At 57.8% G+C, this 17,777-nt stretch carries 19 protein-coding genes; 3 read left to right on the forward strand and 16 right to left on the reverse strand.

The window, feature by feature from the left end:
* Positions 1-12 precede the first annotated feature (12 nt).
* The 6 genes from H8790_RS07010 to infC form a co-directional block, all read right to left on the reverse strand.
* The gene (locus H8790_RS07010; protein WP_187334165.1) at positions 13-1,068 is read right to left on the reverse strand and encodes a BMP family ABC transporter substrate-binding protein; all 1,056 of its coding nucleotides are present in this window, start codon (positions 1,066-1,068) and stop codon (positions 13-15) included.
* 45 nt (positions 1,069-1,113) lie between these two features.
* Positions 1,114-1,869, reverse strand: coding sequence for a glutamine amidotransferase (locus tag H8790_RS07015; RefSeq protein WP_187334166.1), 756 nt, complete (start codon positions 1,867-1,869; stop codon positions 1,114-1,116).
* Positions 1,870-1,885: 16 nt separating this feature from the next.
* Complete coding sequence (locus tag H8790_RS07020; protein WP_187334167.1) at positions 1,886-2,905, reverse strand: LacI family DNA-binding transcriptional regulator; 1,020 nt, start codon at positions 2,903-2,905, stop codon at positions 1,886-1,888.
* 321 nt (positions 2,906-3,226) lie between these two features.
* Complete coding sequence (rplT, locus tag H8790_RS07025; RefSeq protein ID WP_187334168.1) at positions 3,227-3,580, reverse strand: 50S ribosomal protein L20; 354 nt, start codon at positions 3,578-3,580, stop codon at positions 3,227-3,229.
* Positions 3,581-3,605: 25 nt separating this feature from the next.
* A complete protein-coding gene (gene rpmI, locus H8790_RS07030; RefSeq protein ID WP_187334169.1) occupies positions 3,606-3,803 on the reverse strand; it encodes a 50S ribosomal protein L35 in 198 nt (65 codons plus the stop codon).
* 46 nt (positions 3,804-3,849) lie between these two features.
* Positions 3,850-4,356, reverse strand: a complete 507-nt coding sequence (infC, locus tag H8790_RS07035; protein ID WP_187334257.1) for a translation initiation factor IF-3 — start codon at positions 4,354-4,356, stop codon at positions 3,850-3,852.
* A gap of 747 nt (positions 4,357-5,103) precedes the next feature.
* Between infC and H8790_RS07040 the strand changes: the two genes are divergently transcribed.
* Entirely contained in the window at positions 5,104-6,030 is a 927-nt protein-coding gene (locus tag H8790_RS07040) for a DMT family transporter (protein WP_187334170.1), read from the forward strand.
* A 30-nt stretch (positions 6,031-6,060) separates the two neighbouring features.
* On the opposite strand, the gene H8790_RS07045 is transcribed toward H8790_RS07040, so the two are convergent.
* The 3 genes from H8790_RS07045 to glmS form a co-directional block, all read right to left on the reverse strand.
* Complete coding sequence (locus tag H8790_RS07045; RefSeq protein ID WP_187334171.1) at positions 6,061-6,558, reverse strand: pyridoxamine 5'-phosphate oxidase family protein; 498 nt, start codon at positions 6,556-6,558, stop codon at positions 6,061-6,063.
* A gap of 280 nt (positions 6,559-6,838) precedes the next feature.
* A complete protein-coding gene (locus H8790_RS07050; protein WP_187334172.1) occupies positions 6,839-8,476 on the reverse strand; it encodes a GH25 family lysozyme in 1,638 nt (545 codons plus the stop codon).
* Positions 8,477-8,605: 129 nt separating this feature from the next.
* Complete coding sequence (gene glmS / locus H8790_RS07055) at positions 8,606-10,444, reverse strand: glutamine--fructose-6-phosphate transaminase (isomerizing) (protein WP_187334173.1); 1,839 nt, start codon at positions 10,442-10,444, stop codon at positions 8,606-8,608.
* Between the two features lie 338 nt (positions 10,445-10,782).
* On the opposite strand from glmS, the gene H8790_RS07060 reads away from it, so the two are divergent.
* Positions 10,783-11,463, forward strand: coding sequence for a DUF421 domain-containing protein (locus tag H8790_RS07060; RefSeq protein WP_187334174.1), 681 nt, complete (start codon positions 10,783-10,785; stop codon positions 11,461-11,463).
* The gene (locus H8790_RS07065; protein WP_187334175.1) at positions 11,464-11,865 is read left to right on the forward strand and encodes a DUF4363 family protein; all 402 of its coding nucleotides are present in this window, start codon (positions 11,464-11,466) and stop codon (positions 11,863-11,865) included.
* Here H8790_RS07065 and nrdR read toward each other — a convergent pair.
* The 7 genes from nrdR to H8790_RS07100 all read right to left on the reverse strand — a co-directional run bounded on the left by nrdR (position 11,840) and on the right by H8790_RS07100 (position 17,647).
* Positions 11,840-12,295, reverse strand: a complete 456-nt coding sequence (gene nrdR / locus H8790_RS07070; protein WP_187334176.1) for a transcriptional regulator NrdR — start codon at positions 12,293-12,295, stop codon at positions 11,840-11,842. The two genes, H8790_RS07065 and nrdR, sit on opposite strands and share 26 nt — an antisense overlap.
* A 192-nt stretch (positions 12,296-12,487) precedes the next feature.
* Positions 12,488-13,012: a hypothetical protein gene (locus H8790_RS07075; protein WP_187334177.1), complete on the reverse strand. Its 525-nt coding sequence runs from the start codon at positions 13,010-13,012 to the stop codon at positions 12,488-12,490.
* 152 nt (positions 13,013-13,164) lie between these two features.
* Positions 13,165-13,644, reverse strand: a complete 480-nt coding sequence (locus H8790_RS07080; protein ID WP_187334178.1) for a hypothetical protein — start codon at positions 13,642-13,644, stop codon at positions 13,165-13,167.
* 69 nt (positions 13,645-13,713) lie between these two features.
* Positions 13,714-14,082, reverse strand: a complete 369-nt coding sequence (locus H8790_RS07085) for a type II toxin-antitoxin system PemK/MazF family toxin (RefSeq protein WP_243208587.1) — start codon at positions 14,080-14,082, stop codon at positions 13,714-13,716.
* A gap of 173 nt (positions 14,083-14,255) precedes the next feature.
* Positions 14,256-15,431, reverse strand: a complete 1,176-nt coding sequence (gene alr / locus H8790_RS07090; protein ID WP_187334180.1) for an alanine racemase — start codon at positions 15,429-15,431, stop codon at positions 14,256-14,258.
* A 42-nt stretch (positions 15,432-15,473) separates the two neighbouring features.
* A complete protein-coding gene (locus tag H8790_RS07095; protein WP_243208588.1) occupies positions 15,474-16,088 on the reverse strand; it encodes a hypothetical protein in 615 nt (204 codons plus the stop codon).
* Positions 16,089-16,108: 20 nt separating this feature from the next.
* Positions 16,109-17,647 carry an NAD(P)H-hydrate dehydratase gene (locus tag H8790_RS07100; RefSeq protein WP_187334181.1) on the reverse strand — a complete coding sequence of 513 codons (1,539 nt, stop codon included), beginning with the start codon at positions 17,645-17,647 and terminating at the stop codon, positions 16,109-16,111.
* Positions 17,648-17,777 lie beyond the last annotated feature (130 nt).

Below are 17,777 nucleotides of genomic sequence, written 5' to 3' on the forward strand. Positions count from 1 at the left end.
CTCCGCCGTGCCTTATTTGGTTTCCGTGGTCTTGGGGATCTCAATTTCGCCGTCGATGATCTTCTGCTCCACCTCTTTGATGGTGTTCAGGGTCTCTTCATCCAGCAGATCCTCGTTCAGCGCGATGACGGGAATGCCCTCCGCCAGGCCGTAATAGACCTGCTCATTGGTGAACTCGCCGTTGTAGGCCTTGGAAATGGAGTCGTAGGTGGCAAAACCGTGATCCAGCAGGCAGGAGGCGATGATGTTCTCCGGGGCCAGGTCGGACTGGTCCACGTCCACTCCGATGGCGTACTTGCCCGCTTCCTTGGCCGCCTCGAACACGCCCAGGCCGGTCTGGTTCGCCGCCTGGAAGATGACATCCACGCCGCGGCTGTAGAGGCTGCTGGCCAGCTCCTTGCCCTTGAGGGGATCGTCAAAGGTGTTGGCCCAAGAGACCACAAGCTCGCAGTCGGGGTTGATGTACTTGATGCCAGCTTCATAGCCGGCCAGGAAGGTGACGATGCCGGGGTTGATGCCGCCGCCCAGGAAGGCCACCTGGTCGGTCTCGGTCTTGAGCGCCGCGGCCACGCCGCACATGAAGGCGCCCTGCTCGGAGCGGAAGTGCAGCGGCTTTAAGTTGGGGATGTCGTTGTCCTCGCCCAGATCGATCCACAATCCGATGAACAGGGTCTCGGGATAGAGGGGAGCCAGTTCCTTGGCTGCCTCCAGGAAGTTGTCGTAGATGAAATAGACCACATCGTAGTTCTCTTCGCAGACCGCCTGCATCTGCTCTTTGTACTCGGCGATTTCCACGCACTCGACAATCTTGCAGTCGATGCCCATTTCATCGCGGAGCTTGTCAATACCCTCCAGCGTGTTCAAGTCCGCGGGGGTGGTCATCTTCCGGATGGTCAGGACCGCCACCTTGTAATCGGCGGGGTCCTTCTGGTTTTCTCCGCTCTGGCTGGCAGAGCCCGCGCTGCCTCCGGAGGTGGTTCCAGTCCCGCCGCAGCCGGTGAGGGCGCCCAGCAGCATCACCGCAGCCATTGCGGCCAGGAACAGTCTCTTGCAAAACAACTTCTTCATTTTCATACTCCTCTCAAATATTTATTTCCAATTGGCCTCAGCCACTTAGGAACGCATTTTCTCTCCGCCCAGGTAGCGGACCATGTTGTCCCACAGCCGGGGATAGTACTCCCACTCCGTCATTGCCTTCGGCGCCCAGTGGGCGGCGCAGTCCGGCGCGTAGGCCACTACCCGGCCCTTGCCCCACTGCCATACGGAGAGGATGGCATCGCCCTCTTCTTCGATCAGCACCTGGGCGCCGCTTTTCGCCTTGAGCTTGTTATAGCCCAATATGTAAGGCATCTCCGCCGGAATGCCCATCAGGATCGGATGGCTGTCCGGAACGCATCTCAGGTAGGTCCCCTCCGGCGTCTCCTGTCGGTCATCTCCATAGTAGAGCTCCACAGGCAGGATTTTCTCCAGCACGGAATTTTTGTACTTTCCCTTGCCGTCCATTCCCTGGAAGGTCATGTATCCGCCGATCATGGCAAAACCGCCTCCCTGCTCCACATACCGGCAGACCAGCTTCAGGAGGTTGGGCACCGGCTTTCCGGTGGAGAGCATATCCGGAAGCAGCAAAAACGTGTTGCTGCCCACATCGGAGAAGAGAATCACATCATAGTCCTGCAGCCCTTCCAAGGTCCGGGGAAACTCCCGGTACACCAGATGGCAGGGAATGTGGGTCACTTCATGTCCCAGGCTGCGGAGCATCTGCCCCATGGCGGGAAACGCCTCGCCGTACCGGGTGGCGGAGAAGCTGTCGTACCCCTTGTACTCCACGGTGTGCACTACGGCAGATTCTCCCACAAACAAGATTTTCATAAAAACTCCTTTTTGGTTATTCCTCTTTCCCATGGGAGCGGCGGCGGACAATCTCCGTGTCCAGCACGATCCGCTCCGCACAGTTGGGATCCTCAATGTGCCGCAGCAAAAGCCGGGCTCCCTCCTGCCCCATCAGATAGGGGTTTTGCCGGATGGTGGTCAAGGGCGGGGAGGAAATCTCCATCCATTCATAGTCGTCAAATCCGATGACGCCAACATCCTCCGGCACCCTTACGCCCCTCTGATTGAGGGCTTTGAGCACGCCCACGGCCTTTACGTCGTTGGCTACAAAAATTGCGTCTGCATGATGCTCCAACAGCTGATCCGCTCCTTCGCTTCCCGAACGGACCGTGTGCTTCTGGGAGAGGCTGACCAGCGTTTCATCCAGCGTTAAGCCACACTCTGCAAGGCCGTCACAATACCCCTGATAGCGGTCGTGGCCGGTGAAGGAATCCGGGCTGCCGCCGATATATCCAATGCGGCGCTTTCCGCTGTTGTAGAGCAGTTTCACTGCTTTGCGCGCCGCTGAAACGTTGTCTGAGCACACGCAGGGGCTGGGGATATCCGTCACCAGGCGGTCCAGCACCACAAAGGGAATACCGCTTTCCATCACGTCCGCGAAAAGGGTCTGCTTTTTCTTGTTGGGCACGATGAGGATGCCGTCCACCCACTGCTGCTTCAGGACTTCCAGATCCCGCAGCTCATCCGTACCCTCTCCCTCTTCCTCTGTATAGGTGCTGACGATCATGTTGTATCCCTTCGTCTGGAGATAGTCCTTGGCACCGCTGAGCACATCCATGAAAAACACGTTGGTGGACATGCCGGGCCGCACCCTTGGTATGATCATCGCCATGGTCTTGGACTGTTGGGTCCGCAGCATCCGCGCCGCACGGTTGGGCTTGTAGCCGATTTCCTCTATGGCCTTTTCCACCAGCTCCCGGCTCCGCTTGGACACTTGCCGGGTATTGTTGATCACATGGGACACCGTCGCCACGGACAGCCCTGTCATCTCGGCGATCTCCCGGATTCCAGCCATGGAATCCCCCCTTATTTTCATCTTTGTAAAACGTTTCCGTGTAAACGTTTTACATTGTGCTTTTATCATAAGTTTGCCTCTCCCTCTTTGTCAAGCAGTCTGTTCCTTTTTTTCCATCCTATCTCCATTTTTGTATGGTACTCATAATTTTGGCAGTTCGTTTTGTGCCAAATGACTGCGTTTTTTGACCCGTCCACAAATCGGTTCGTCATTTTGACAAGACTCATAGAATGCAACCAGTAAAAAGGATGCTGCTTCCCACGGGAAAATAAAAAAGCAGCACAGGAAATTCCTGTGCTGCTTTTTTTCAGTTCGATTGGATCAGGCAGCCTTCTTGGCAACCTCTACCAACTGGGTGAACGCGGCGGCGTCATTGACCGCCATTTCAGCCAGCATCTTGCGGTTGATCTCAATGCCGGCCAGCTTCAGGCCGTGCATGAAGGTGGAGTAGTTCATGCCGTTCATCTTGCAGGCGGCGGAGATGCGGGTGATCCACAGCTGACGGAAGTCTCTCTTCTTCAGGCGGCGGCCCACATAAGCGTAGGTCAGGGACTTCATGACGGCCTGGTTGGCCATCTTAAAGTGCTTGGACTTGGAACCCCAGTAGCCCTTAGCCAGTTTCAGCGTCTTATTTCTTCTCTTGCGCGTCATCATCGCGCCTTTTACTCTTGCCATTTCGAATAGCCTCCTTCTCTATCGCTTATTTATAGGGGATCATCTTGCGGATCGTCGCTTCGTTGGTGACATCCGCATAGCCGCCGGCACGGAGGCGTCTTCCGCGCTTGGTATCCTTCTTGGTCAGGATGTGGCTCTTATAAGCCTTGGCGCGCTTGACTTTGCCGGTTTTGGTCAGATTAAATCTCTTTTTGGAACCACTGTGGGTTTTCAGCTTGGGCATGTTTGAAATCTCCTTCCGTATGTTGGGATAAAATAAACGCGCGGCGTTACTTGCCAGCCTTGGGAGAGAGGAACATGGACATATTCCGGCCCTCTAACTTGGCAGCCTTATCCAATGTCGCTACTTCGGCACACTGTTCGGCAAATCGGGCCAAAAGCGCTCTGCCCAGATCCGTGTGGGCCATTTCACGGCCGCGGAATCTAACGGAGACCTTGACGCGGTTGCCTTCGGCGATGAACTTCTGGGCATTCTTGAGCTTCGTATTGAAGTCCCCAATGTCAATGCTCGGAGACATGCGAATTTCCTTGATCTCCACCACGTGCTGATTCTTTCTGGCCTCTTTTTCACGCTTGCCCTGCTCAAAGCGGAACTTTCCGTAGTTCATCAGCTTGCAGACAGGGGGCTGCGCCTGAGGAGAGATTTTTACCAGGTCCAACCCCTGCTCATCAGCAATTTTCAACGCCTCCGCCGAGGACATGATGCCAAGCTGTTCCCCCTCGGAGCCGATCAGGCGGATCTCCTTATCGCAGATCTCTTCATTCAGTTCATGCATTACACTACTAATGGTCGAAGCACCTCCATTCAAAAATAGCAAAACGCGGATACTTTCAGAAAGCATCCGCGCAACAACAATCCGCCCCTTTTGCGGCAGATCGATCACACTGTTAACCTCTTTGCTCATCGCTGGAGGTGAGGCGGATGTGCCTTCTTTGTTTTGCTCAGTTATTATAGCAAACAAATATGCGTCTGTCAATCAAAATTTTTGATTGTTGCCTTGATGCTAAAATCGTGGCAACTCCAAATAATAGTGGTATGTGGTGAGGCGCTGCATTGGCCGAATAGTCAGCAAACGATCTACACTTAAGAGAAACAAAGGTGATGATTTTGCAATCAGCGCCGGGGACGTTCGCTGACGCGTGCTGACATCCTCCTCTTCGATTTTTTGCATCTTCTCAATTTTTTCTCGGGCTCACTGGTATAAATCCTTCCCCACGGGTAAGAATAGCTTTGTACTCAGTGTTCCGCGAAAGGAGGTGCCCCGATGAACGAGCGTAACAACAATCAGAGCAACAATCAGAATAACAACCAGAACAACAACCAGAACCAGCAGAACAACAACAACAACCAGAACAGCAATCAGCAGAACAACCGCAACAAGTAACCAGAAGAAGGAACGGCCGACCAGCCGTTCCTTCTTTTTTGCTTGTAAGGTCCGGCAGAACATGGTATGATAGTTTAAAACTGCGTGGGCCATACGCCGCAGCGGCATTCAGGAAGATTAAAGGATGGGATCAAGGAAATGGATAAGCGCAAACTCACGGCACACTTGTTGGCCATCATCACGGTCACTGTGTGGGCCACCACATTTATAGCAAGCAAAAAACTGTTGGGCATCTTTTCGCCACTGCAAATTCTCTTTATGCGGTTCATCCTGGCCTACATCGCCCTCTGGATCATTCGTCCCCGCCGCCTGAAGCTGAGCAAAAAGGAGGAGCTCTGTTTCCTTCTGATGGGCGTGTTTGGGGGGACCCTTTACTTCTTCACGGAGAACACAGCCCTTCTCTACACCCTGGCCGCCAACGTGAGCATCATTGTGGCCACCGCGCCCATCCTCACCGCTCTGCTGGCCCACTTCTGTACCCGGGATGAAAAGCTGCGCTCCAGCTCGGTCTGGGGCTTTTTCATCGCCATCACCGGCGTGGTACTGGTGGTGTATAACGGTGCCTTTGTGCTGAAGGTCAATCCCATTGGGGACCTTCTCTCCCTTTGCGCCGCCATCTCATGGGCGGTTTACTCTATGCTTCTCAAGCGCTTTGCCAGCAAATATGACTCCTTCCTGGTGACTCGGCGCACCATGCTCTGGGGGATTCTCACCGCCCTGCCCCTGATTTTGATTGAGGGGAAGCCCCTCACTCTCTCCGCGTTGAAAGAACCCACGCCTCTCTTCTGCCTCCTCTTTCTGGGCCTGGTCGGCAGCGCAGCATGCTATGTCTTCTGGGCCACCGCAGTGGAGCGGCTTGGCGTGGTGAAGACAAACAGCTACATCTATCTGGTGCCCTTCATCACCATCGTGGCAGCTGCCCTGCTGTTGAAAGAGCCCATCTCCTTTGCGGCCATCCTTGGCGCGGGGCTGATTACCGCCGGTGTGGTCGTGGCCCAGCGTCGCCCCAAACCCGAACCGACACAAAACCCCGATCCGGAACAGGAAAAGAGCAGCGCCGAATGAATTCGGCGCTGCTCTTTGATTGCCGCAGGATCACCGGTTGTCCTTTGCAGATACCAGCTCAATGGCCTCCTTACCCGTCATGTGGTCAACGGTCAGTTCCAGCACGCCAAGGGCCGGCCACTCCCGCTGGATGACCCGTTCCCGGTTTTCCCCGCTGTCGTCCGGCGCGTATTTGAGGGCGATCCTTTCGACAGCAGCCCGCTTCTCACCATCGTCCTCCAGACTGCGTATTGTTCCAAACACAATGACGCTTCTGAAATAGGAGGTGTACTCCTCCGGAACCACCTGATCCCGGTCGATGACACAGAAGGACGCCCTGTTGTTTCTCCGGACCGCGTCCATCTTATGCCCGCTTTTGGCACAGTGGAAGTAGAGCTTCTCCCCATCCCAGACATAGCTCAGCGGCACAGCGTAGGGATACCCCCCTTCTCCGTACAGCGCTAACACCCCGGAGGTTCCTCTATTCAGGACCGCGGCACACTCTTCTCCGGACAGTGCCTGCCGCTTTCTTCTCAGCTCAGGAAACATACATCCCATCCCTTCTACGAAACAGGCTTTCTCAGCCATGTGATTTGAACGAAATCTGGACTTCATTCGCCGCCTTTTTTCAGTCAACAGCAGCGGAATCATAGCATATTGGGAACAGAAAGTCAATTAAATCCAGCGGCAAACATTCTTGTACGTATAGGTATCCGGAATGGCATTCCTTGGTTTTGGGCAAGGCTCTCCTGCTGCTCCAGGACATCCGATGTGCGAATAAAAAAGAAACGCCCGGCGTATAAAACGCCGGGCGTTTCCCTATCTTATCTCACCGGGGAATGAGCTGGAGGTTGCAGTCCACGTCGCCGGTGATTCCGGCCACCGTGCCCTTGCTGGAGTACTGCCAATAATTGGGCTGATAGTAGAAGGTCGGATAGAGCTTTTCCGACGCTGTGGTTTTATACTCGGCAAACCACATGGGATACTTGTTCAGCTGATCCATGTATTCGCCGTACTTGATGTAGCCCACATAGTTGCCCATATAGATCATAGGCTGGTAGCCGGCCTGGGCAATCCGGTCGCAAAAGGCCAGGGCGCAGGCGGAGGCTACGCCAGGGTCAGTGCCATAGACTCGGTAAGAGGAATCATGCATCTCCCAGTCGTAGGCCACAGGCCCGGTGATATTGTGCCCTTCCAACAAACTGATGACGAAGTCCGCCTCTTCAATGGCCTCCTCCACGGTGATGGCCTGGGCAAAGAAGTAGGCCCCGGTCTCAATCCCTGCCGCGTGGGCGCCCTCCAGGTTCTTTGCATAGAAGGCATCCGCGTTCAGCTTGCCGCTGGAGGTGCCCCGCAGGCCCACCCGGATCATGGCAAAATTCACGCCGTCCGCGGCGGCGGCCTCCCAGTCGATGGTGGTGTTGGGACAGGCCCGGTTCTGATAGGCGGACACGTCGATGCCAAAGCGGGCCGTGTAATTGCCCGCGCCATAGTTCAGCCGGCCGTTTTCCCAGTAAAAGCCGCTCTGATCCAGATCATTCACCTTCACCCCCTGAAGCACCGGGATCCGGTTTCCGCTATAGGAGATGGTCTCCCCGGTGACATTTCCGGTAGGCGTCAGGGCCGACCCGGCGGGAGTGTGGTTTTCCGATGGGTCCACAGGCGGATCGGGAACCTGGGGCGTTTCGTCCACCGCAACCTCGTGGCTGCTGAAATTGCGGATGCTGCCATCCACCGTGACGTTTTTCATGGTCACGGCCGTAGTGGCCCCCGGCGCCACGATCAGGTCGCCCGCAATGTGCATGTCGGCAAGAACCACATCCGGCGCGTTGACCATCAGGTTGCCGTTCACCTCCTCAGAATAGGAGCCGGGCTTCTGATAGAGGACGGAAACCATGTTGTCCAACAGGCTCACCACCTCCGCCCGGGTGATGGCGTCACGGGGCCGGAAGAGGTTCCCTTCGGTGTCGGTGAGGTAACGGGCCATGGCGGCCACATAGCCTTTTGCAAAATCGGAGATGTGCCCGGCGTCTGAATAGGCGGACTCCTCCGCCGCCTCGGGAATGCCAAAGGCGCGGGCCACCATGGTCACCGCCTCCTGGCGGCTGATGGTGTCCCAGATCAGCGCCCTGCCCTCATTGCCTAACATGACGCCGGCGGCGTTCAACTTCAGCACCTCAGACTCGCACCAGGTGCCCAGCGTGTCGGTGAAGGTCTCCGCCGCCGAGGCGGCCTGATAATGCATCACCCGGTCCAAAATAACGGAAAAAGCCCCGCGGGTGATGGAACTGTTGGGCTGGAAAGTCCCGTTTTCATACCCCTTGATGATCCCGTACTGCTCGCTCCATTTGCTGATGGCACTGTAGGCCCAGTGGCCCTCGGTATCTGTGAAGCTGGCCTGCGCGCTGCCCAAAAGCAGTGCCGCCAACAGCGCTCCCACAATCGTCACCCGTAGCGTGTTCCCCATATCCGTTCCTTTCCTTTGTACGAATTCTTTGGTATTTTGTCGAAATCCAGTATAAAAAAGTTCCGCAAATGGCAGCCATTTGCGGAACTTTTTCTGGATTCCACATGGACTCTCTTTTGGATCCGATTTTTACTCCACCGTCACGCTCTTTGCAAGGTTCCGGGGCTTGTCAATGTCGCAGCCCCTCTGAAGCGCCACATAGTAGGAGAAAAGCTGAAGCGGCAAAACACCCAAAGAGGGCTGGAGCATCCGATGGGTGTCCGGGATGCACAGGACGCTGTCCGCAGTTTTCTCCATCTTTTCCCGGAAGCTGTCCGTGGTCAGGGCCAGGACTTCGGCCCCTCTCGCCTTGACCTCCACCACATTGCTCATGGCCTTGTCGAACAGCGGCGCATAGGTCCCAAGGGCCACCACCAGGGTGCCAGGCTCGATGAGGGAGATGGTGCCGTGCTTCAGCTCGCCGGAGGCATAGGCCTCGGAGTGGATGTAGGAGATTTCCTTCAGCTTCAGCGAGCCCTCCAGCCCAAGGGCGTAGTCTAAGTTCCGGCCGATGAAAAATACAGAGGCATGGTTAAAATACCGGGAGGCAAAATACTGGACATCCTCCGTCTTCTTTAAAACCTCCTCCATCTTGGCGGGAAGGCACAGCATCTCCTCAACGATGGCACAATACTCCTCCGCCTCAATGGTGCCAAGGAGGTCGGCAAAGTAAAGTCCCACCAGGTCCAGCACCGCCAGTTGGGTGGAGTAGGCCTTGGTGGTGGCCACGGCGATCTCCGGCCCGGCCCAGGTGTAAAGCACGTCGTCTGACTCCTTGGCGATGGAGGAGCCCACCACGTTGACAATGGACAGCGTACGGGCACCCAGGCGCTTCGCCTCCCGCATGGCAGCCATGGTGTCCAGCGTCTCACCGGACTGGCTGATGACAATGACCAGGGTGTGTTCATCCACCAAGGGATCGCAGTAGCGGAACTCCGAAGCCAGCACCACTTCCACGCTCTTTCTCAAAAGCCGCTCCAGGTTGTACTTGCCCACCATACCCACATGATAGGAGGAGCCGCAGGCGATGATGTCGATTTTTTGGATGTTTCGGATGTACTCCGGCGTAATGTGAAGGTCCTCCAACACCACACGGCCGTCCTTGATGCGGGGGAACACCGCCTTGCGGAAGGCCTCGGGCTGCTCCATGATCTCCTTGAGCATGAAGTGGGGATACCCCCCCTTCTCCGCCGCGGAAATTTCCCAGTCCACATAGCTGTGCTGCTTTTCCACCGGCTCCAGCAGCGAATTGTACACCTGGATTCCATCCCGGGTCAGGACGGCGATCTCCCCGTCTTCCATGTAGCTGATGTCCCGGGTGTACTGGATCATGGCCGTCACGTCGGAGGCCACGAAGTTGAACCCGTCGCCATAGCCCAGGATCAGCGGGCTGTCCTTCCGGGCGGTAATCATGGTGTCCGGGTCCTCTTCGCAGAGGATGGCAAGCCCGTAGGACCCCTGGATCCGCCCCAATACGCGGGATACCGCCTCCAGCATGTTTCCGGACTCTTGATAAAAGTACTCCAACAGCTGGGCCACCACCTCGGAGTCCGTGTCTGATGTAAATTGGACGCCTTTTTTCTGAAGCGCCTCTTTGATCTCCATGTAGTTTTCAATGATGCCGTTGTGCACCAGGGCAAACTTGCCCGATTCGCTGACATGGGGGTGGGCGTTGACATTGGACGGCTCCCCATGGGTGGCCCAGCGGGTGTGGCCGATCCCCACCGTCCCCTCCAGATCGCTGCCGCCGTGGATCAAGTCCGAAAGCGCCTGGATGCGGCCCTTGGTCTTTTTCACCTGCAGCCCCTTCTGGGCCGAGCAGATGGCCACGCCGGCCGAGTCATAGCCGCGGTACTCCATGCGGCGCAGGCCCTGAAGTAAAATGGGCGCCACCTGCTCGTGGCCCACATATCCGATAATTCCACACATAAAATACTCCTCCTGAATGATATTTGGTCATACAGGACAAACGCGCAGTCATTTGTCGCTTCCTCACGGCCGCAGCCTCTCTGTTTTGCGGTCGCCCGCATATTTACAAGCTGCGTAACGCACCCGTGGACGGTACGAAAGAGCATCCGCCGAATCCTCGATTCACTCTTTTCCTCGTTATCCTGCCTCTAACTTCACAGGACAGGCACATGGCGCTTATGATGGGACGGGCCCATGTTCCTCCTTTCTCTTCTGCGTATGCTGCCCTCCGCCCCGACCAAGGGCAAAGGGATAATTTCCACTTTCCCCGCAGATACTGACTGTGGGAGGGATTTGCTATGTCAACCGCTTTTTTACGAACGGTGATCCTGTATCTGATGATTATGTTAGGGCTGCGCCTGACCGGAAAGCGGCAGATCGGCCAGTTGGAGCCAGCGGAACTGGCCCTGACCATGATGATCTCCGACCTGGCCACCGTACCCATGCAGGATTTCGGGATTCCCCTGCTGGCCGGCGTCATTCCCATTCTGACGCTTCTGGCGCTCTCCACCCTCTTCTCCTACTGCTCTTTGAAAAGCCTCCGCTTCCGCGCCTTTGTCTGCGGAACGCCCGCCATCTTGATTGAGGACGGCCGTATCTGCCAGGACGTGCTGCGGAAAAACCGTTTTACGCTGGACGAGCTGATGGAGGAGCTGCGGGGGCAGGGGATCAGCAATCCATCCACCGTGAAATACGCCATCCTGGAAAACTCAGGCCAGCTTTCGGTCCTCCCCTACCCGGCCAATGCTCCGGTGACGCCCCGGGATATGGGGATCACGCCGGAAAATCGGGCCACACTGCCGGTGATCTTAGTCAACGACGGCCGGGTGATGACCACAAACCTGTATGCCTGCGGAAAAAGTATCAATTGGCTGCGCAAGGAACTAAAGAAGCACAAGCTCCAGGATCCCGCCCAGGTCTTTCTCCTCACGTTGGACCAGGAGGGGACGGTCTGCTGCATTCCAAAGGAGGACAATTAAATGAAATCACTCTGGGTACCGGTTTCCCTGTTGGCGCTGATCCTGGCTCTGTCTCTTGTCAACGGCGCCCTGGTCAGCAAGGCCGTGGGCCAGTGGGACGCCCTGCTGCTTAAGGCAGAGGACAGCGCCCTTCAGGGGGATTGGGACAGCGCGCGCCGCGCGGTGGAGGACTGCTATCAGCAGTGGGGCACAAAGCAGACTTGGCTCCACATCGTGGAGCGCCACGGGGAACTGGATCAGGCTGAGACCCTCTTCCTGCGCACATCCGCCCTGGCGGCCCAGGAGGAGCTGAGCGATTTTCTCACCGAATCCCAGGACCTGCGTTCACAGCTTGCCCTGCTCGCGGAGATGGAACAGCTCAGCGCCAAAAATGTGCTCACTTATTTTCCAGCAGTTTATTGAGTTCACTCATAAAGGTATTGATGTCCTTGAACTGGCGGTATACGGAGGCAAAGCGGACGTAGGCCACCTCATCCACCGCTTTGAGCCGGTCCATGACCTGCTCGCCGATCAGCTCTGTGCTGATCTCCCGCTCCAGGGAATTTTGCAAATTCTGCTCGATCTCCTCTGCAATCTGTTCCAGCTGCGCCATGGAGACAGGCCGTTTTTCACAGGCCCGCATCATGCCGCCCAGGACCTTCCTCCGATCAAAGCTCTGCCGGCTGCCATCCTTTTTAATGACCACCATGGGCAGGCTTTCCACCGTTTCGTAAGTGGTGAAGCGCTTGACGCAGGAAAGGCACTCTCTGCGGCGGCGGATGCTGTTTCCCTCATCCGCCGGACGGGAGTCGATTACTTTGCTCTCTCCATAACCACAATAGGGACAATTCATCTTCTTCATCCTTTCGTATCTTGCATATCCTTCATTTTCTTTCTCTGTCAATGATCTCATGCCGGGATATCCACCAGATACAGCCATTGGCATTATATCACATCACTACAGAGAGTGGTATACATAAATCAAATTTTTTCTTTCCGTTCGCGGCCCGGGAATAAAAATCATCCGTGCCCCGCGTTTCGGCCTTCACAAAAGGACAGGCTGGTCCTGCCGGTCAAAGGTGAAGACCGCGTACTGCCTGCCCTGGAGTGAACGGATCCTGGCAAAGCAAAAGAGCTCTGTCAGCAAAAACGGCCTGCGGCTGTCAAAGGGGAGCGCCAGCTGCCGTCCCCCATCCCGCTCCCTCCAAAGCGCTCCCTCCACATCCCGGAGCTGGCCCTTAAAAAAGCCAGTGCGGAAAAATTCCTCCGGATGCTCCAGGGTCCTCCATCCCTCCTCCGCCCGGGGAAAAACAGCCCGGGCCTCGCAGCAGCGCAGCGGTCCCGCCGCCTCTGCCTCGCGGCAGGAAAGGTGCCGGGCCAGGTACAGGTCCTCGCCCCTGGGCTCCATCACCCCTAACATCAGTTCGCCCCGCTCCCCCACGGCATAGGCGCGATAGAGCCCATTGTCGGGGCGGAAGCAGTAGGCCTCAAAGGTCAGATACAACCCGTCCCGGCGGCAGATCAGCTTGCCGGAGAGGGTCCCGTCCAGATACAGCGGATAGGTTTCCATGGACCTCACCTCCCATACAGAACATAGCCCGGCTCTTTTTTGCATATGGTTTCGAATGCGGCCTGCCTCCGCCTCACGGCGGCGCGGCGGAGCGTGGAACGAAAAAAGAGCGCCCGTGCTATGTCTATGCACGGACGCCCTTGTCTATACGGTTACTTTATGGTGTATTCTCCCCGGACCATTAGTTTGACCGTAGCCGCCGTGGCCTTCACGCCCCGGTCTTCAATGGTCATCATATACACATGGTTCTTCACCAGTGCCCCGCCGTTATTGAGCGTGGTGGCGTCGGTGGTGTCGATGAGGCCCGGCGTGGAGGATGCGGAGCAGGTGGCTGTCCCCACCCGGAGCATGACCTCACAGCCGATGCCGCCCTTGAGCGTCTGGCCGCTGCTCAGCGTCACCAGGGTAAAGGTGGAAGCTGTACCTGACGTACCGGAGCCGCCTCCCTGGGCGGCGATCCTGCTGTCCACCTTGCTGAGGATAGCGTTGAAATATGTATCATTCAGATAGCTGAGCGTCACCAGCGGGTCCCCGGAGGAGCCCACGTCCGCAGCCACTGAGACGGTTGCCGTCAAGATCAGGCTGGCAAGGGTCATGCACACTGCGCGAAAGATCCAGTTGTTTTTCTTCATGGCGATCTCCCTTTCTTTTGTAAGGCGCCGCGAAAAAGAAATATGTATTCTTTTTCGCGGCGCTCTGCTCTATACCAGTTGGTCGTGCTGCTGCAGACCAAAACTCACTGCTATCGCCGTATCGATCTGCTCCATCACCGCATCGTCGGCCTTTCCCATCTTCTCCCGCAGCCTGCGCTTATCCAGCGTACGGACCTGTTCCAGAAGCACCACCGAATCCCGGGTCAAACCGGAACGGGCAGCAGAAAGTTCAATGTGGGTGGGCAGTCTGGCTTTCCCTGTCTGTGAGGTGATCGCAGCCGCGATCACAGTGGGGCTGTACCGGTTGCCGGTATCGTTTTGAATGATCAGAACCGGACGGACGCCTCCCTGCTCGCTGCCTACCACCGGGCTGAGGTCGGCGTAATAAATGTCGCCGCGCTTTACGCTTGTATCCACAAAGTTCACACTCCGCCGAAAGAAGTACCCGTCATTCCCCAGCAGGAATGAGGCCACTCTCATTCTCCCACGCATCCGCGGAATTTATACTTTGGCTGTTGAAAATTCCAGCGTTCCCAGACCCCGAGTCATTCTATGCGCGAGCTCCGGACAGAGTGCTTGATTCACTTGTGTTACAGCTGCAGCATCAGGTTTCGCTCGACGGCCCTGCCGCCTTCCAGATAGATCCTTGGCACCCGCCTGGATACCGCGCACAGCAGTTCATAGGTTATGGTGCCCGCCAGTTCCGCCATGCGGTCCACGGAGTTGTGCTCTCCAAAAACCTCCACCTCGTCGCCGGGGCCCACACCCGGCAGGTCCGTCAGATCGGCCATACACATGTCCATGCAGATCCGGCCCCGGATGGGTGCCTCCCCCTCCCGGGTCAGCACCTGCCAGCGGTTGGAAAGGCAGCGGGAAAACCCGTCGGCGTATCCGATGGGCAGAACGCCGATGCGGCTGGGGCCCCGTCCGGTAAAGTAGGTCCGCCCATAACTGACGGAGGTGTCGGGCTCAAACTCCTTCACCTGCCCCACAGCGGTCTTCAGCGCCATCACCGGCTTCAACCCCAAATCCCGTGAAACCTGTCCCGTACCGTAGAGCAGGATGCCGGGCCGCACCATATCCCAGGCAAATTCGGGATAGTAGGCCGTGGCCCCGCTGTTGGCGCAGTGGTGGATGGCAAAGCGCATGCAGGCCCGGCGCTCCACCTCCTCCACCATATGGCGGAAGCGCTCAAACTGAAGCTTGGTAAAGGCCCGGTGGTCGGCGCACTCCGGCTCATCGGCCACGCAAAAGTGCATAAAGATGCCCTCCCACTCCAGGCCCGGCAGCCGCACCGCCTGTAAAATCTCATCGAGGCTGCGCTCAAAGTGGGCCTCGTCGCACTGAAAGCCAAGCCGGCCCATGCCGGTATCCAGCTTCAGGTGCACCCTGAGGGTGCTGCCCGCCGCCGAAGCCTCTTTGGAATAGGCCCGGGCCATCTCCAGAGACGGCACATCCTGGGCCACGTTGTGTGCAATCAGGACGGAGGTCATTTCCGACGGGGTATACCCCAGTACAAGGATCGGCAGATGGATTTCCCCTTGGCGCAGTTCCTCCGCCTCTTCCACGTTGGATACGGCCAGATAATCCGCGCCCAGCTGCTCCAGCTTCCGGGCCACGTGCACGGCGCCATGCCCATAGGCGTCCGCCTTGACCACGCCAAGGAATTTTGCCTGGGGCCCGGCCTGGCGGCGGAGCGCCTGATAATTGTATGCCAAGTGGTCCAGATTGATCTCCGCCCACGTACGCCTGAGCGTTTTTTCCATCGTTTCCATTTCCCCTTGCTCTGATCCGGAGGGCGCCGCATCCTACGACGCTTCCTGCTGTGTCAATTCCTGCCCTATTGTATCACCAAATGTAAACTCCGTAAACTCCGCCTTTAAAATTATTTCCTCATCCACCGCAATTTCCCCGTGGACCGGTGCCCCGCTCTCCTCGCTGAGCCAGACGGTGGACACCACCTTGCCTCCGTTTTCCCCGGTCAGGTCGCAGCTGACCCGGACGCAGGGCGTTTCTCCCCAGTCCTCCCGGCTCTCCTCTATCAGCCAGCCCTCCCGGAGCGAGCGCATCAGCAGCGGAAGCGCCATTGCGGGGGAGATTTCCTCGCTGCTCAGCGTCCCGGCCGGCAGCACCATGTCCGCGTAGGTCAGCGTCAGATTCTCTCCCTCCACGGAGGCCTTCAGCCCGGCCAGGTACTCCGGCTCCACCACCTCCACCTCAGAGGTTCCTTCGCTTTCATACGCACAGCGCAGGGTGTAGGACTGGGCCTGATCTTCCGCTCCAAAGGTGATTTGCGCCTCCATGGTAAAGCTGTCCGCAGAACGGTAGCGCTCCAACAGACTCTCCTCTTCCTCCGGCGCGGCGCCGCACGCACAGAGAACCAGCAGCATTTGTGCGCAAAAAAGCAGCATCAGCCTGCGCACACGGTCTCCCCCTTCAATTTTCAGATTCGGATGCTTTGGAAGGCGGCGGGGATCCGGCCAATCATATCCTGCGGCGTCATGGCGTACTCCGTCAGCGCTTGGGCGGCCAGGTCCCCCGCCCTTCCGTGGAGCCACACCGCCGCTCCGGCGGCAGCCATGGGCCCGGCCCCCTGGGCAAGGAGGGAGACCAGCATCCCGGCCAGCACGTCTCCGCTGCCGCCCTTTGCCATGCCGGAGTTCCCGGTGGTGTTGATCAGCGCCGTCCCCGCCGGCGAGACAACCACCGTGGCGTGGCCCTTGAGCACCAGATAGCAGCCGTGGCGCCGGGCAAACTCCCGGGCAGCATCCACCCGGTCACCGCTGCTCAGGTCCCCGCCGATCCGGGCAAACTCCCCATCGTGGGGCGTGAGTACCGTCACCTTCCCCTTCCGGCGATCCAGTACATCTATATGGCCTTCCAGTGCATTTATGCCGTCGGCGTCCAGCACCACCGGTACACCGAGCTGATCCAGGAGCGTGCGCATCAGCCAGGCCGCCTCCGAAGCGCGGCCAACCCCCGGCCCAATCAGCACGGCGTCGCTTCCGGAGGCCCGTTCCAGGACACCCTGTAAAGCTTTTTTACTGAACTGTCCTTTTGTATCAGGAAGCGGATAGGGCATAGGCTCTTCACATTTTCCGGCCGCGATGGCGTAGATGCTCTCCGGCACCCCAAGCGTCACCAGGCCGCAGCCTGTCCGCGCCGCCGCCCTTGCCGCAAGCACAGGAGCGCCGGTATACCCCACGCTTCCCGCCAAGAGATACGCTTTTCCAAAGGTACCCTTGTGGCCGTCCGGCTTGCGCCGGGGCAGAACCCCGCGCACATAGTCCGCGTCAATGCTCTGGGTCAAATAGGTCCCCTGCCTGACAAGCTCGGAAGGAATCCCGATGTCCCAGACCTGCAGCCGCCCGGTGCAGAGCTTCCCGTCTCCGGCAAAGTGCCCGATCTTAGGCATTGTAAAGGTAATCGTCCTGTCGGCGCGCACCGCTGTTCCAAGGATACGCCCCGTGTCCGCCTCCACGCCGCTGGCAATGTCCGCCGAAACCACCAGGGCCTCGGACCGGTTGATCCGCTCAATTAGCGCAGTGAGCGCCGGGTCCTGGATGGGACGGGAGAGCCCCACGCCGAACAGCGCGTCCACGATCACCTGGCTGCGGCGCACAAATTGATAGAGTTCAGCATCCGGTCGCCACTGCTCCAAGTTCACCCCCGCGTCGCTGAGACGCCGGGTCATCTCCTTTGCATCCTCCGTCATCTTCTCATAACTGCCCACCAGGAACGCCCGGACCTGCATGCCGGAGCGGGCAAGCAGCCGGGCGGCGGCAATGCCGTCCCCACCGTTGTTTCCCGTACCGCAGAATACGGAGGCCGCGGATTTGCCCGGCCTCTCCTTCAGCTCCTTCAGGACGGCCTGAGCCACCCCCTCCGCCGCCCGCTCCATCAGCTCTGTGGAGGGGATTTTCCACTCCTCAATGGCGGCGCGGTCCAGCTCCTTCATCTGCGCGGTTGTTGCAATCAGCACAGCAAGCACCTCCTAAATGACCTGACGTTTCTCCGCATGATTCGGGAGTATACCATATAATTATAATTTTGCAAAGACTTCTGCGGATAGTTGTTGACGCGCCGCTCTGCTGCTCCTATACTAATAAAAA

Source organism: Oscillibacter hominis (genome assembly GCF_014334055.1).
Taxonomy (GTDB): Bacteria; Bacillota; Clostridia; order Oscillospirales; family Oscillospiraceae; genus Oscillibacter; species Oscillibacter hominis.